This window comes from Microbacterium sp. 69-7 (assembly GCF_001897985.1).
Taxonomy (GTDB): domain Bacteria; phylum Actinomycetota; class Actinomycetes; order Actinomycetales; family Microbacteriaceae; genus Microbacterium; species Microbacterium laevaniformans.
In genome coordinates this window covers 14,046-26,961 of sequence record NZ_MKRU01000009.1, presented here as the reverse complement: position 1 = coordinate 26,961, position 12,916 = coordinate 14,046, and the positions used below count along the sequence as shown (strand labels likewise).

Annotated in this window: 16 protein-coding genes; 11 read left to right on the top strand and 5 right to left on the bottom strand. The window is 71.0% G+C overall.

Features of this window, described 5'->3' with window-relative positions; all coding sequences use genetic code 11:
- Window positions 1-1,400: DHA2 family efflux MFS transporter permease subunit (locus tag BGN98_RS01265; protein WP_288119036.1), on the top strand; the 1,400-nt coding region annotated here is incomplete at its 5' end.
- A 55-nt stretch (window positions 1,401-1,455) separates the two neighbouring features.
- On the opposite strand, the gene purD is transcribed toward BGN98_RS01265, so the two are convergent.
- Complete coding sequence (purD, locus tag BGN98_RS01260; RefSeq protein ID WP_288119035.1) at window positions 1,456-2,730, bottom strand: phosphoribosylamine--glycine ligase; 1,275 nt, start codon at window positions 2,728-2,730, stop codon at window positions 1,456-1,458.
- 54 nt (window positions 2,731-2,784) lie between these two features.
- Here purD and BGN98_RS01255 point away from each other — a divergent pair, with 54 nt between their 5' ends.
- Window positions 2,785-3,153 carry a sterol carrier family protein gene (locus tag BGN98_RS01255; RefSeq protein ID WP_288119033.1) on the top strand — a complete coding sequence of 123 codons (369 nt, stop codon included), beginning with the start codon at window positions 2,785-2,787 and terminating at the stop codon, window positions 3,151-3,153.
- A gap of 25 nt (window positions 3,154-3,178) precedes the next feature.
- Here the strand turns inward: BGN98_RS01255 and BGN98_RS01250 are convergent, their stop codons facing one another.
- Entirely contained in the window at window positions 3,179-4,102 is a 924-nt protein-coding gene (locus BGN98_RS01250) for an NADP-dependent oxidoreductase (RefSeq protein ID WP_288119031.1), read from the bottom strand.
- Between the two features lie 67 nt (window positions 4,103-4,169).
- On the opposite strand from BGN98_RS01250, the gene BGN98_RS01245 reads away from it, so the two are divergent.
- The 6 genes from BGN98_RS01245 to BGN98_RS01220 all read left to right on the top strand — a co-directional run bounded on the left by BGN98_RS01245 (window position 4,170) and on the right by BGN98_RS01220 (window position 7,593).
- On the top strand, window positions 4,170-5,159 hold the full coding sequence (locus BGN98_RS01245) for a Gfo/Idh/MocA family protein (protein WP_288119029.1): 990 nt from the start codon (window positions 4,170-4,172) through the stop codon (window positions 5,157-5,159).
- Window positions 5,156-5,593 (top strand): helix-turn-helix transcriptional regulator, encoded by a 438-nt coding sequence (locus BGN98_RS01240; RefSeq protein WP_502687801.1) that lies wholly within the window; start codon window positions 5,156-5,158, stop codon window positions 5,591-5,593. The genes BGN98_RS01245 and BGN98_RS01240 overlap by 4 nt, the downstream gene beginning before the upstream one ends.
- Before the next feature lie 5 nt (window positions 5,594-5,598).
- The gene (locus BGN98_RS01235; RefSeq protein WP_112932054.1) at window positions 5,599-6,009 is read left to right on the top strand and encodes a VOC family protein; all 411 of its coding nucleotides are present in this window, start codon (window positions 5,599-5,601) and stop codon (window positions 6,007-6,009) included.
- A gap of 12 nt (window positions 6,010-6,021) precedes the next feature.
- Window positions 6,022-6,459 (top strand): hypothetical protein, encoded by a 438-nt coding sequence (locus tag BGN98_RS01230; protein ID WP_036289101.1) that lies wholly within the window; start codon window positions 6,022-6,024, stop codon window positions 6,457-6,459.
- A gap of 109 nt (window positions 6,460-6,568) precedes the next feature.
- Window positions 6,569-7,261 (top strand): hypothetical protein, encoded by a 693-nt coding sequence (locus BGN98_RS01225; RefSeq protein WP_061681358.1) that lies wholly within the window; start codon window positions 6,569-6,571, stop codon window positions 7,259-7,261.
- Window positions 7,258-7,593 carry an amino acid transporter gene (locus BGN98_RS01220; protein ID WP_288119024.1) on the top strand — a complete coding sequence of 112 codons (336 nt, stop codon included), beginning with the start codon at window positions 7,258-7,260 and terminating at the stop codon, window positions 7,591-7,593. The genes BGN98_RS01225 and BGN98_RS01220 overlap by 4 nt, the downstream gene beginning before the upstream one ends.
- Before the next feature lie 29 nt (window positions 7,594-7,622).
- On the opposite strand, the gene purB is transcribed toward BGN98_RS01220, so the two are convergent.
- A complete protein-coding gene (purB, locus tag BGN98_RS01215) occupies window positions 7,623-9,011 on the bottom strand; it encodes an adenylosuccinate lyase (RefSeq protein ID WP_288119040.1) in 1,389 nt (462 codons plus the stop codon).
- Between the two features lie 58 nt (window positions 9,012-9,069).
- Complete coding sequence (locus tag BGN98_RS01210; protein ID WP_288119022.1) at window positions 9,070-9,573, bottom strand: low molecular weight protein-tyrosine-phosphatase; 504 nt, start codon at window positions 9,571-9,573, stop codon at window positions 9,070-9,072.
- A gap of 128 nt (window positions 9,574-9,701) precedes the next feature.
- Here BGN98_RS01210 and BGN98_RS01205 point away from each other — a divergent pair, with 128 nt between their 5' ends.
- Window positions 9,702-9,953 (top strand): hypothetical protein, encoded by a 252-nt coding sequence (locus BGN98_RS01205; protein WP_016463995.1) that lies wholly within the window; start codon window positions 9,702-9,704, stop codon window positions 9,951-9,953.
- Entirely contained in the window at window positions 9,950-11,278 is a 1,329-nt protein-coding gene (locus BGN98_RS01200) for a hypothetical protein (protein ID WP_061681316.1), read from the top strand. The genes BGN98_RS01205 and BGN98_RS01200 overlap by 4 nt, the downstream gene beginning before the upstream one ends.
- 16 nt (window positions 11,279-11,294) lie before the next feature.
- Here the strand turns inward: BGN98_RS01200 and BGN98_RS01195 are convergent, their stop codons facing one another.
- The gene (locus tag BGN98_RS01195; protein ID WP_016463997.1) at window positions 11,295-11,696 is read right to left on the bottom strand and encodes a phage holin family protein; all 402 of its coding nucleotides are present in this window, start codon (window positions 11,694-11,696) and stop codon (window positions 11,295-11,297) included.
- A gap of 79 nt (window positions 11,697-11,775) precedes the next feature.
- On the opposite strand from BGN98_RS01195, the gene BGN98_RS01190 reads away from it, so the two are divergent.
- Complete coding sequence (locus tag BGN98_RS01190; protein ID WP_288119015.1) at window positions 11,776-12,846, top strand: histidinol-phosphate transaminase; 1,071 nt, start codon at window positions 11,776-11,778, stop codon at window positions 12,844-12,846.
- The last annotated feature ends 70 nt before the right edge of the window (window positions 12,847-12,916 follow it).

The following is a 12,916-nucleotide window of genomic DNA, read 5'->3' as shown; positions in this document are numbered from 1 at the left end:
TCGGGTTCTTCATGATCCTGGTCGACACCACCATCGTCTCGGTGGCCAACCCCGCCATCAAGGCGGCCCTCGACCCGTCCACCAACAACCTCGACAATGTCGTGTGGGTCACGTCGGCCTACCTCCTGGCGTATGCCGTGCCCCTGCTGATCACCGGCCGTCTGGGTGATCGATTCGGACCGAAGCGCATCTACCTCATCGGCCTCGCGATCTTCACGCTCGCATCCCTGGGCTGTGGCCTGTCGGGATCCCTCGAGATGCTGATCGTCTTCCGCGCGATCCAGGGCCTGGGTGCCGCACTCATGACCCCGCAGACGATGGCCGTCATCACCCGCACCTTCCCGCCCCAGCGCCGCGGCGCGGCCATGGGCCTGTGGGGAGCGACCTCCGGGGTCGCCATGCTCGTCGGCCCGCTGGCCGGCGGCCTGCTCGTCGACGGTCTCGGATGGGAGTGGATCTTCTTCGTCAACCTGCCCGTCGGCGTGATCGGCTTCGTCCTCGCGTGGGTGCTCGTGCCGAACCTCGAGACGCACCACCACCGCTTCGACCTCGTCGGCGTCGTGCTGAGCGCGGTGGGCCTGTTCCTCATCGTCTTCGGTCTGCAGGAGGGCGAGCACTTCGACTGGGCCGCCTGGGTCTGGACGATGATCGCGGGCGGTGTCGTCGTTATGGCCCTCTTCATCTGGCAGCAGGCGAAGACCCGCAGTGAGCCGCTCGTGCCGCTCGCACTGTTCCGTGATCGCAACTTCTCGGTGTCGAACTTCACGATCGCCACGGTCGGCTTCACGGTGACGAGCATGTCGCTGCCGCTCATGTTCTTCGTGCAGTTGGCGCGCGGTCTGACCCCCACCGAGTCGGCGCTGCTGCTCGTGCCGATGGCCGTCGCCGCGGGTGTGCTCTCGCCGCTGACCGGCCGGCTGCTCGACCGGGTCGACGCCCGCGTCCTGCTGGCGCCGGGGCTGCTGCTGGTCGCCGGATCGCTCTTCTGGTACTCCTCGCTGATGCACGCCGACACTCCGATCTGGATGTTCCTGCTGCCCTCGTTCCTGATGGGCGTCGGAAACTCCGGCATGTGGGGGCCGCTGGCCACCACGGCGACCCGCAACCTCGAGCCGCGCCAGGCCGGCGCCGGCGCGGGCATCTACAACACGACGCGCACGATCGGTTCGGTGCTCGGCTCGGCGGCGATCGCCGCGTTCATGCAGTCGCGTCTCGAGGCGAACCTGCCGGGCGCCTCGAACGCCGGCGGCGACTTCGGTGCGGGCCAGCTGCCCGCGTTCGTCGTCGACGGCTTCTCGAACGCCATGGCGCAGACGATCCTGCTGCCGGCGATCGTGCTGCTGATCGGCGTCGTCGCCGTGCTGTTCATGCAGCGCCCGCCGCACCTCGTCAAGCGCTGAGCGCGCGCGGCATCGCCCATCGCCGCCCGGTGAGGCCCGACGACGACACGACTCGTCAGTCGAGCGCCACCCGGGCGGCGATGTCGCGCCGGTAGTGCGAGCCCTCCAGGTCGATCCGCTCGAGAGCGGCATACGCCTGGTCGCGCGCGGCGCTGAACGAGGCGCCCGTCGCCACTACGTTGAGCACACGTCCACCCGTCGCCACCACTCCGTCGCCCTGCACCGCCGTCGCGGCGTGCGCGAGGTGCACTCCCGGGACGGATGCCGCGGCATCCAGTCCCGTGATGACCCGGCCGGTGCGCGGCGCCTCGGGGTAGCCCTCGCTCGCGAGCACCACGGTGATCGCTGCCGTGCCGGCGAACGTCGGTGCCGGCTCGTCCTCGAGCGTGCCGGATGCCGCCGCCATCAGCAGTCGCGACAGAGGGCTGGTCAGACGCGCGAGCACGACCTGCGTCTCGGGGTCGCCGAAGCGGGCGTTGAACTCGATGACCTTGATGCCGTCGGCGGTCAGGATGAGTCCCGCGTAGAGCAGGCCGATGAAGGGGGTGCCCTCGGCATCCAGCGTGCGGATGACCGGTTCGGCGACCGTCCGGGTCACCTCGGCGACGAACGCCTCCTCGCTGCCGAAATCGTCGCTCAGCCATGGCAGCGGCGAGTAGGCGCCCATCCCGCCCGTGTTCGGACCCGCGTCGCCGTCGTACGCGCGTTTGAAGTCCTGTGCGGGGCTGAGCGCCCGCACGGTGTCGCCGTCGCTGACGAAGAAGAGCGACACCTCCGGCCCGGAGAGGAACTCCTCCACCAGCACGGGGCCGGTGGGAAGGTAGGTGTCCGCGTGCGCGAGCGCCGCCTCGCGGTCGTCGGTGACGACGACCCCCTTCCCGGCGGCCAGCCCGTCGGCCTTCACGACGTGCGGCGCGCCGTAGGCGTCGAGGGCGGCTTCGACCTCTGCGCGGGTCGTCGCGCGCGTCGCCCGGCCCGTGGGCACGTGGGCGGCATCCATGATGCGCTTCGCGAACGCCTTCGAGCCCTCCAGCTGCGCGGCTGCCCTGCCGGGACCGAACACCGGAACGCCGTGCTCCCGCAGGGCGTCGGCGACTCCCGCGACCAGCGGCGCCTCGGGGCCGATGATCACGAGGTCGATGTCGTGGTCGTTGGCGTACTCGGTCACTGCGGCCGGGCTGTTCGCATCGAGGTCGGCAACGATCGTGGCGTCCGCGGCGATGCCCGCGTTGCCCGGGGCCGCGAACAGATCGTGCCCCGCGTCCTCCCCCTTCAGAGCGAGGAGGATGGCGTGCTCGCGGGCACCGGAACCGAGGACGAGAATGCGCACCCGGCCAGCCTACCGACGGGCCGCCGCGTCGTGAGTGCGGGCTAGCGTGGAGGCATGGCCCGCAAGATCTCCACCGCCGACGGTCGTGAAGCCCTCGCCGCTGTCACCGCGGCGAGGGATGCCGACGTGACACCCCCGCGCACGGCGATGGCGACCGCCGTGCGCTACCTGCTCCAGCTGCTGGCAGAGAAGGCCCCCGGCAACACCGTCGAGGTGCGCGTGCCGCCGTTCGGCGCGGTGCAGGTGGTCGAGGGCCCGCGGCACACCCGCGGTACCCCGCCGAATGTCGTCGAGACAGACGCGACCACCTGGATCGCGCTCGCGACCGGTGCCGAGTCGTGGGCCGATGCCCTGGGTGCCGGACGCATTCTCGCGTCCGGCACCCGGGCCGACCTCGCACCCCTGCTGCCGCTGCGTCCGTGAGACGGCCGCCGCGGGGCGGGCGCGGTCAGACGGTGACGACGATCTTGCCGCGGGTGTGGCCCTCTTCGAGAGCGGCGTAGGCGGCGGCAGCCTCGTCGAGCGGGTAGGTCGCCGCGATCTCGACGCGCAGCTCGCCCGCCGCGACGAGCTCAGCCAGCTCACCGAGCTGGGATGCGTTCGGACGCACCCACACGTAGTGGCCGCCGAACTCGGTGCGCGCACGGGCGTCGGCGATCGAGGCGACGACGCCGCCGTCGGCGAGCAGGTCGGGCGTCGAGTCCAGCGTCGAGCCGCCGACGAAGTCGATGATGACATCGAACCCCTCGGGGGCGATCTCGCGGGCCGCAGGCACGAGGCCCTCGCCGTAGACGACGGGCTCCGCGCCCAGATCGCGGAGGTACGCGTGGTTGCGCTCCGACGCCGTGCCGACGACACGAGCCCCGAGCCGGCGCGCGAGCTGCACGCCGAACGAGCCCACCCCACCGGCGGCGCCGTGGATCAGCACGGTCTGGCCCGCGCCCACTCCGGCACGCTCGAGCGTCTGCAGCGCCGTCAGCCCGGCCAGCGGCAGGGCGGCGGCATCCTCGAACGACAGGCCCTCCGGCTTGAGGGTGGCGGTGCGCACCGGCACCGGCATGAACTCGGCGACCGAGCCGTTCTCGACGATGTCGGCGCGGGCGTAGGCGAGCACCGCGTCTCCCACGGCGAACTCGGGGGTGTCCAGTCCCGTCTTCTCGACGATGCCGGCGACGTCCCAGCCGGGCACGACGGGAAGACGCGTGTCGATGAGGCCGCGCAGGTAGCCCTCGCGGATCTTGTAGTCGACGGGGTTGATCCCGGCGGCGACCACCCTCACCACCAGGGTGTCGGGGCCGATATGGGGCTCCTCACGGTCGGTGAGCTCGAAGCGGTCGTTGCCGCCGAAATCCGAATAGACGAGTGCCTTCATGCTGAGTTCCAACCGTCGGCGGACACCATCCATTCCTCGGGGCAGGCGCCGCGCCTATTCTGGGGGCGTGATCAGACTCGCCACGATCGGCACCAGCACCATCACCGAGAAGTTCGCGGATGCCGTCGCGCAGACGCCCGGCATCCGCATCGACGTGGTGTTCTCCCGCGACGCGGCGCGCGGTCGCGCGTTCGCCGATCGGCTCGGCATCGACGGCGTGAGCACCGACCTCGAGGCGCTGCTGGCCTCAGGCGAGGTGGATGCCGTCTACGTGGGGTCGCCGAACGGAGCCCACGCCGCGCAGGCCGAAGCGGCCATCGCGGCGGGTGTGCACGTGTTCCTCGAGAAGCCGGCGACACCGACGGCGGACGAGTTCGCGCGCCTCGTCGAGGCGGCCCGGGCCCGTGGGGTCGTCGTGTTCGAGGGCATGCGCAACGCGTACGACCCGGGCATGACCCGTCTGCGTGCCCTGCTGCCCCAGGTGGGAACGGTGCGGCTGGTGTCGTTCGGGCAGAGCCAGCGGTCGGCGCGGTATGACCTCGTCCTGGCCGGCGAGACGCCGAACATCTTCGACCCGGCTCTCGCGGGCGGAGCGCTGTTCGATCTGGGTGTCTATCCGCTCAGCGCCGCGATCGAGCTGTTCGGCGCACCGGGTGCGGTGGTCGGGGCGACGGCGACGATCGCGACCGGTGCCGACGGCGCGGGTGCCGCCGTGCTCTCCTACGACGGCTTCGTCGTGCAGATTGCCTTCTCCAAGATCGGCGCCTCGCGTCGACCGAACGAGATCCAGGGCGAGCTCGGCACGATCGAGATCGATGAGATCACCGCGCCGCGCCGGATCACGCTCGACCTGTTCTCCGGCGTGCACGAGGAGATCGAGATCGACGGCCCCGACAACAACATGCGCTTCGAGGTGGCCCGCTTCGCCCAGCTCGTCCGTGGAGATGACGAGGCATCTGCCGACCAGCGGCGCAGCCTCGAGGTGCTGCGCGCCGTCGAGGCGATCCGTGCCGGTGCCGAGAAGCTGCGCGCCGGATCGGGACGCGCCGCGCGGTGAGCGCCGGGGTCGAGCTCGACACGCTGGTGCGGATGCGACGCGTGCGCGACATGATGGACCGCGATTTCGCCCAGCCCCTCGACCTGCCCACCCTTGCGCGGGCCGTGCACGTCTCGCCGGGTCACCTATCGCGACAGTTCCGGCGGGCCTACGGCGAAACGCCCTACTCGTACCTGATGACGCGTCGTGTCGAACGCGCCATGACCCTCCTGCGGACGACGCAGCTCGCCGTCACCGACATCGCGCTCGCCGTCGGCTGCCCGTCTCTGGGTACCTTCACCACACGCTTCACCGAGCTGGTGGGCGTGTCTCCGGGACGCTATCGCACCCGCGGCGCGCCCTTCCGCATCGGCATGCTCCCCTGCATCGCCCGTCGGCTGACCCGACCGGTCAGGAATCGAGAAGCGCTCCCGCGCGAGACCGGCCTATCGTGAGGCCCATGAGCATCAGCATCCACTCCTCCTTCCTGCCGCACATCGACGCCGAGGCGTCGCTCGCGTTCTACCGCGACGTGCTGGGATTCGAGGTGCGCCTGGATGTGGGCTACGAGCACCTGCGGTGGATCACGGTCGGCCCCGCCGGCCAGCCCGACACCGCGATCGTGCTGCACCCGGTCGGTGTGGGACGCGACATCAGCGACGACGAACGGCGGACGCTCGCCGAGCTCGTCGCGAAGGGCAGCTACTTCGGGGTCAACCTGGCTTCCGACGACCTCGACGGCGACATCGCCCGCCTGGCGGCGGCGGGCGCCGACATCGTGCAGTACCCGACCGATCAGGACTACGGGCTGCGGGATGCCGCGGTGCGCGATCCCGCCGGCAACCTCCTGCGCATCCAGCAGTCCCACTGAGAGGAGACACCCATGAGTGACACCAAGAGCGGCTTCAGCGCCGATGAGCGTGCGGCGATGGCGCAGCGCGCCGAAGAGCTGCGATCCACGAAGGGGCTGAAGGGCGCCGCCAAACAGGCCGCGGAGCTCGAGGCGTGCATCGCGGCGATCGACGCGTTGACCGGCACCGACAGGGAGGTGGCCACACTGCTGCACCGCGTCGTCACCGAGGAAGCGCCGCAGCTCGCGCCGAAGACCTGGTACGGCTTCCCGTCCTACGCCCGCGAGGGGAAGGTGGTCGTCTTCTACCAGCCGGCATCGAAGTTCGACACGCGATACGGCACGGTGGGCTTCCAGGAGGACGCGCTGCTGGATGACGGGGACATGTGGGCGACGTCCTTCGCCGTCGTCGCCGTGACACCGGCCGTGGAAAAGACGCTGCGGGAGCTCGTCGCCCGCTCGGTGGGCTGAGCGCGCACCGCCGGCATCCGGCGAAGGTCGGCGCCGGATCGCGCCGGGTCGGCGCGGGCGACGACCTAGACTGGTGGGGTTCCACCGTCCCCGATCCGATGAGTCCGACGTGTCCGACGACGCCCCCGCTCCCACCCGTACCCACGGCGCAGGAGCGACCCGCACCTTCGACGTGCGTCATGTGCAGCTCGGCCGCGCCCTCCTCGCGGCCCTCGCCGCTGTGATGGTGACCTTCTCGCCCGACCACTCGGCATCCGTCGGTCTCGCCGTCTTCAGCGGGTGGGCGATCGCCACCGCGCTCGTGCTCCTGATCGGTGCGTGGCTCGCCTTCCCGCGCGAGCGCCGTTCTGTTCCGATCCTGCTCGGGGTGCTGACCCTGCTCGCGGGGATGGCCACCGGCATTCCGGGGCTGCGTTCGACGGCGCTGTTCTTCGTCGTCGTCATCGCGTGGGCGCTCATCGCGGGTGTCGCCGAGCTCATCGGGGGCGTGCGGCTGCGCCGCAGCGCCGCGTCCCTCGAGGGCGTCCTTCGCAGCGAGCGCCGCGACGAGGGGCGCGACGGCGTGCTCGCGGGTGCGCTCACCATCGCGCTCGGCATCGGTCTGCTTCTGGTGAACCCCGCGTACAGCCTGGAGTACTTCATCTCCGAGGCCGGGCGTTCCTTCACCCTGACCGGCATCACCATCGGTGTCGGCCTCTTCGGCGGCTATGCCGCCATCATCGCCGTCTTCCTCGGCATCGCCGGCTTCTCGCCGCGACGCCCCGCCGCCGAGGACGGCACCCGTTCAGGAGGTTCCGCATGAGCGAGCCGCGTCCCACCCGTCGTGATCTGCTCAAGCCGGTGCAGCTGCTGGGCTTCGCCTTCGCCGCCGCCCTGTTCTCCGGCCTCGTCACGCTCGTCTCGATGGGGTTCTTCCAGGACCTCACCGGCGACGAGCGGGTGCACGTCGTCGTGGTCTCGTTGGTCGTCGCCGGCGTCGCCTTCATCGCGACGCTGGTCATCATCGCGCTGTGCATGCTCGCGGTCGATCCGGCCAAGATGGGCGGCGAGATCGACCACGGCGTGCTCATGGACGACACGGATGCCGAGGCATCCCCCGACGCCACGGACGACGGCGCCGCGCCGCGCCGCTGAGCACGTCGAGAGACGCGCCCAGACGCCGCTCAGACCCGGTCGACGAGCTCGTCCGCCAGGCCGGTGTATCCGGCCGGCGTGAGAGCCAGCAGGCGCTCCTTGGCGGCATCCCCGATGTCGAGGGTGCGCACGAACTCCGCCAGCTCGGGGCCGCCGACGCGGCGTCCGCGCGTGAGCTCCTTCAGCAGCGCGTAGGGGTCGGTGATCTGCGACCGTCCCGCGACGATCTCCGCGCGCACCACCGTCTGGATCGCCTCGGCGAGCACCTCCCAGTTCGCGTCGAGGTCGGCGAGGAGCACGTCGCGGGAGAGCGAGATCTCGGTGAGCCCGCGCTGCAGGTTGTCGAGAGCGAGCAGGGAGTGGCCGAACGCGACGCCGATGTTGCGCTGCGTCGTGGAGTCGGTGAGGTCGCGCTGCATGCGGCTGGTGACGAGGGTGGACGCCAGCGTCGTGAACAGACCGCCGGAGATCTCGAAGTTCGCTTCGGCGTTCTCGAAACGGATCGGGTTGATCTTGTGCGGCATGGTCGACGAGCCCGTGGCGCCGGCGACCGGGATCTGCGCGAAGAAGCCCATCGCGATGTAGGTCCAGATGTCGGTCGCGAGGTTGTGCAGGATGCCGCCGGCGTGACGCACCCGGTCGTACAGCTCCACCTGCCAGTCGTGCGACTCGATCTGCGTCGTCAGCACGTTGAAGTCGATGCCGAGGCCCTCGATGAACGCGCGGGACAGTTCGGGCCAGTCGACGTCGGGCGCGGCGGCCAGATGGGCCGACCAGGTGCCGGTGGCGCCGGAGAACTTCGCCAGGTACTCGCCGTCGGCGATCTGGGCGGCCACGCGCTCCAGCCGCCAGGCGAAGACGGCGAGCTCCTTGCCCATCGTCGACGGAGTGGCGGGCTGACCGTGCGTGCGCGAGAGCATCGCGGCATCCCGGTGCTCGTGCGAGAGCGCCGCCAGAGCGTCGATCACGGCGCGCAGCTTCGGCAGCCAGACGTTCTCGACGGCACGCTTGACCGTCAGGGCGTATGACGCCGAGTTGATGTCCTCGCTGGTGCACGCGAAGTGCGTGAGCTCGGCGACGGCGTCCAGGCCGAGTGTCTGCAGGCGGTCGCGCACGAGATACTCGACGGCCTTCACGTCGTGGCGGGTCACCGACTCGGTGGAGGCGAGCCACTCGATCTCTGCCGCGCCGAACGCCCGGTAGAGCTCGCGGAGGGCGTCCTTCTGGTCGGCCGTGAGCGCCGTCGAGCCGAACAGGCCGCGGTCGGTGAGCGTGATGATCCACTCCACCTCGACCTCGACGCGCGCACGGTTGAGGCCGGCCTCCGACAGGTACGCCGACAGGTCGGCGACGGCGCCGCGGTAACGGCCGTCAAGCGGGCTGAGGGGCTGGTGGGCGAGGGTGTTCGCGGTGGTCACGACGCGGGCTCCGATCACGGTGTCTGTCGACGCGCGGCCGGTGCGCACGACGACAGGCTCACAACGGACGGATGGCCGGTTCGAGCTGCCGGAAGAGCGCCCGACTCGCGCTCTCGATCATACCGAGCACGTCGTCGAACATCTCCGGGCCGGCGTAGTACGGGTCGGGGACGTCCAGGTTGCCGTGCGCCTCGGGGTCGAAAGAGAGCAGGAGCGCGAGCTTGTCGGCATCCGTCATCGTGCGCGCCCAGCTCGCGAGGATGCGCTCGTGCGAGCGATCGAGGGCGACCACGAGGTCATTGCGCTCGAAGTCGTCGAGCGTGAACTGACGGGCGCGGTGGCGTGCGCCGTCGTAGCCGCGTCGCGCGAGCGCATCGAGGGTGCGGCTGTCGGCGCGTTCGCCCACGTGCCAGTCGCCCGTCCCTGAGCTGGTCGACACGACGCGAGCGCCGAGGCCGGCGCGGTCGGCGATGTCGCGGAAGACGATCTCGGCCATGGGGGAGCGGCAGATATTGCCGGTGCAGACGAACACGACGCGAAACGGTGCGGCGTGGGCAGTCACCTCCCCATTGTGGTGCAGGTCGACGGCCGCACGAAAGACCTCCTCCCCACGCGGGCGGCGCGCCGCGCCTGTCCACGGATGTCGAGACCGTCGCACGGCGCTGCGCAGCCCGGGCCGACGATCGTCCTGTGGACCGACTCGCGGATATCGCCGATGCCCGGGCCCTCCTGCGTCAGGCGCGTGAGACTCTCGTGGAGTCGAATCGGCGGATGCTCGGGCTGCGGGCCGACGCGCAGTGGGCGACCACGGCGGCAGAACCCATCCGGGAGCGTCTCGACGCCTGCGCGCACCTGAGCGCGGTCGCGATCGATGACATCGACACCTGGGACCGTGACCTGGCTCAGGCGGCCGAGCGGGCGCTCATCGAGGCGGCGGGATGAGCGACGACGTCGACATCCGCTCCGGCGGGCTCGTCGCGGTCGACACCGAGGCGCTGCGAGAGCTGTCCGGCGCCCTCGGGCCGATCTCGGCTCGTCTCGATGAGGTCGCAGAAGCGCTCGCCGGCGCCGGGACCGCGTCGCTGGCTGCCGGGCTCTGGGTTCCCGATCCCGCCGGGCGGGCGCGGGAGGCGCACGCGATCGCCACCGACCTCTCGCGCACGCTCGACACGCTCGCCCAGACGTACGACCTCGCCGAGAAGGAGGCGCTGCACGCGCTCCACGGCACACGCGACGTCGACGTCATGCAGCTCGCGGCGGCACGGATGCAGGCCGAGGGGGATGTCGCGGCGGCGGCGAAGCGGCTCGCGGCCGAGTGGATCGAGGGCCGTCACCGCGACATCGAAGACCAGATGCGAGACAGCGCCCTCATGCTCGGGGTGTACGGCCCGCTCGGACCCGCCCTGACGCAGCTGACCGCCGCCGTCCGCCGCGCCGGTCGGGGCACGGTGCCCGCCGCGGCGCCCCCGTTGCGGCCCGGGGCAGAGACGGCATCCGTCGAGGAGATCAGCACGCATCGCGCGACCGGTGCCGACGCCGCGCCGCGCGGACTGGTCGACGTCATCGATCGGATGCCGGGACAGGACGGCCTCGACGATGCGCGCGTGCGCGTGGAGGAGTACCGCTACGCGTCCGGCGAGCGCGAGTTCGTGGCCTACATCGCGGGAACCCGCGCCGCGTTCGCGGCGGACGAGCCGTGGGACATGACCTCCAACCTCCAGCTGTACTTCGGTGCCCAGTCGTCGTCGTACCTCGCGGTGGAGCGCGCGCTGACGGCGGCGGGGGCGGTCGCGGGAGATCGCGTGCACGTGTTCAGTCACTCGCAGGGTGGCATGATCGCGGCCTACCTGGCGCGGGACGGCGACTTCGACGTCGTGACCGAGGTCAGCTTCGGCAGCCCCGTCCAGGCCGAACAGGCCGACGGTGTGCTCTCGGTCGCCGTCCGGCACACGGACGATCCGGTCGCGGCGCTCGCGGTCGGCGGCTTTCCGGGTGTCTCGGGCTCTGGCGACAGTGTCGTCGTCGAACGCGAGGCCGATCCCATGCCGCGGTGGAGCGATGCGACGTTCGCGGTGCACCAGCTCGACGCCTACCGCGAGACGGCGGCGATGGTCGACTCCTCGGACGATCCGCGCATCGACGCGCTCCGCGAGCGTCTCGCACCCCTTGCGGGCGCGGCCGTCGTCACCTCGACGGTCTACGGCGCCCACCGAGAGCAGGCCCGCTCGGCGGATCGACGACGGCGCTCGGGAGGAGGAGGGCTCTGACGAGGAGGCGCGACCGTCAGCTGCGGCGCTTCTTCTCCTGCGGGCGCAGCAGAATGCCGAACACCCAGTTGATGAGCGAGATGAGGATCGCGGCGACGACGCCGAGCCAGAAGCTCTCGACGGTCAGGCCCCAGCCCCACGAACTGGTGACCCACGCCGTGATCCACAGCAGCAGCCCGTTGATGACGAACGAGATGAGCCCGAGCGTCAGGATGTACAGCGGGATCGCGACGATCTTGATCACGGTGCCGATGATCGTGTTGACCAGCGCGAAGATCGCGGCGACGGCGAGCAGCGTCAGTACGAGCTGCAGGGTCTCGCCGGGCGCGAACGGCGTCACCCCGACCTGGAGGGCGGGGATGAGCGTCACGACCCAGATGGCGAAGGCGTTGACGACGACGCGGACGATGAAGCGCATGGTCCTCACAGTCTTCCACGCGGACGCCGCGCACGAAAGGCTTCACTCCAGGTCGCAGCGCCCCTCGTAGACTCGACGCGTGACCGATCTGCCCGTGCGCATCCGCCCCGAGATCGCCGCCCTTCCCGCCTACACGCAGGGAAAGCAGGCCGGCGCCGAAGCGTTCAAGCTGTCCAGCAACGAGAACCCCTTCGCCCCGCTGCCGAGCGTCGTGGCGGCCGTGCAGGCGGCGATCGCCGTCAACCGCTACCCCGACGCCTCATCACCGCGTCTGCGGGCCCGCCTCGCGGAGCGTTTCGGCGTCGGTGACGACGCCGTGCACATCGCCGCCGGCTCGGTGTCGATCCTCTTCCAGCTCGCCCAGGCCACGAGCGGACCGGGCGATGAGATCCTCTTCTCCTGGCGTTCGTTCGAGGCCTATCCGAGCCTGGCGACGGTGGCCGGCGCGACCGCCGTCACCGTGGCGAACGATGCGGCCGGCGGCCACGACCTGGACGCGATGGCCGCTGCCGTCACCGAGCGCACGCGCATGATCATCGTCTGCAGCCCGAACAATCCGACGGGTCCGGTGGTGACCCAGGCGGACTTCGACGCGTTCCTCGGCCGTGTCCCGAACGACGTGCTCGTCATCCTCGACGAGGCGTACGCCGAGTTCGTCACCGACCCGGATGCCGTGGCCGGCGCCGACGTCATCGCCGCCGGGCACGCGAACGTCGTCGTGCTGCGCACCTTCTCGAAGGCCTACGGGCTCGCCGGGCTGCGCGTCGGCTACGCGGTCGGCGACCCGCGCATCCTCGCGGCCGCGCGCAGCACCGGCATCCCGCTGTCGGTCACCGTCGCCGCCGAGGAGGCGGCCCTGGCCAGCCTGGATGCCGAGGAGGAGCTGCTCGAGCGCGTGCGCACCCTCGCCGCGCACCGCGACGACCTGGCCGCGCGGCTGCGCGCGACGGGATGGGACGTGCCCGAAGCGCAGGGCAACTTCGTCTGGCTGCCGGCCGGCGCGCGTGCGCTCGAGGTCGCCGCGGCGTTCGAGGAGGCCGGTCTGATCGTCCGCCCCTTCGCCGGCGACGGTGTGCGTATCTCCATCGGCGAGCACGAGGCGATCGAGCCGATCGTTCGGGTCGCGGCATCCGTCGCTCCGCGTCCATAGTTCCTGCGCGTTGTGGTCGGCGCACGGCGGATCGCGATTCCCGTTGTCGACCCCATGCAGTCGGACGTAT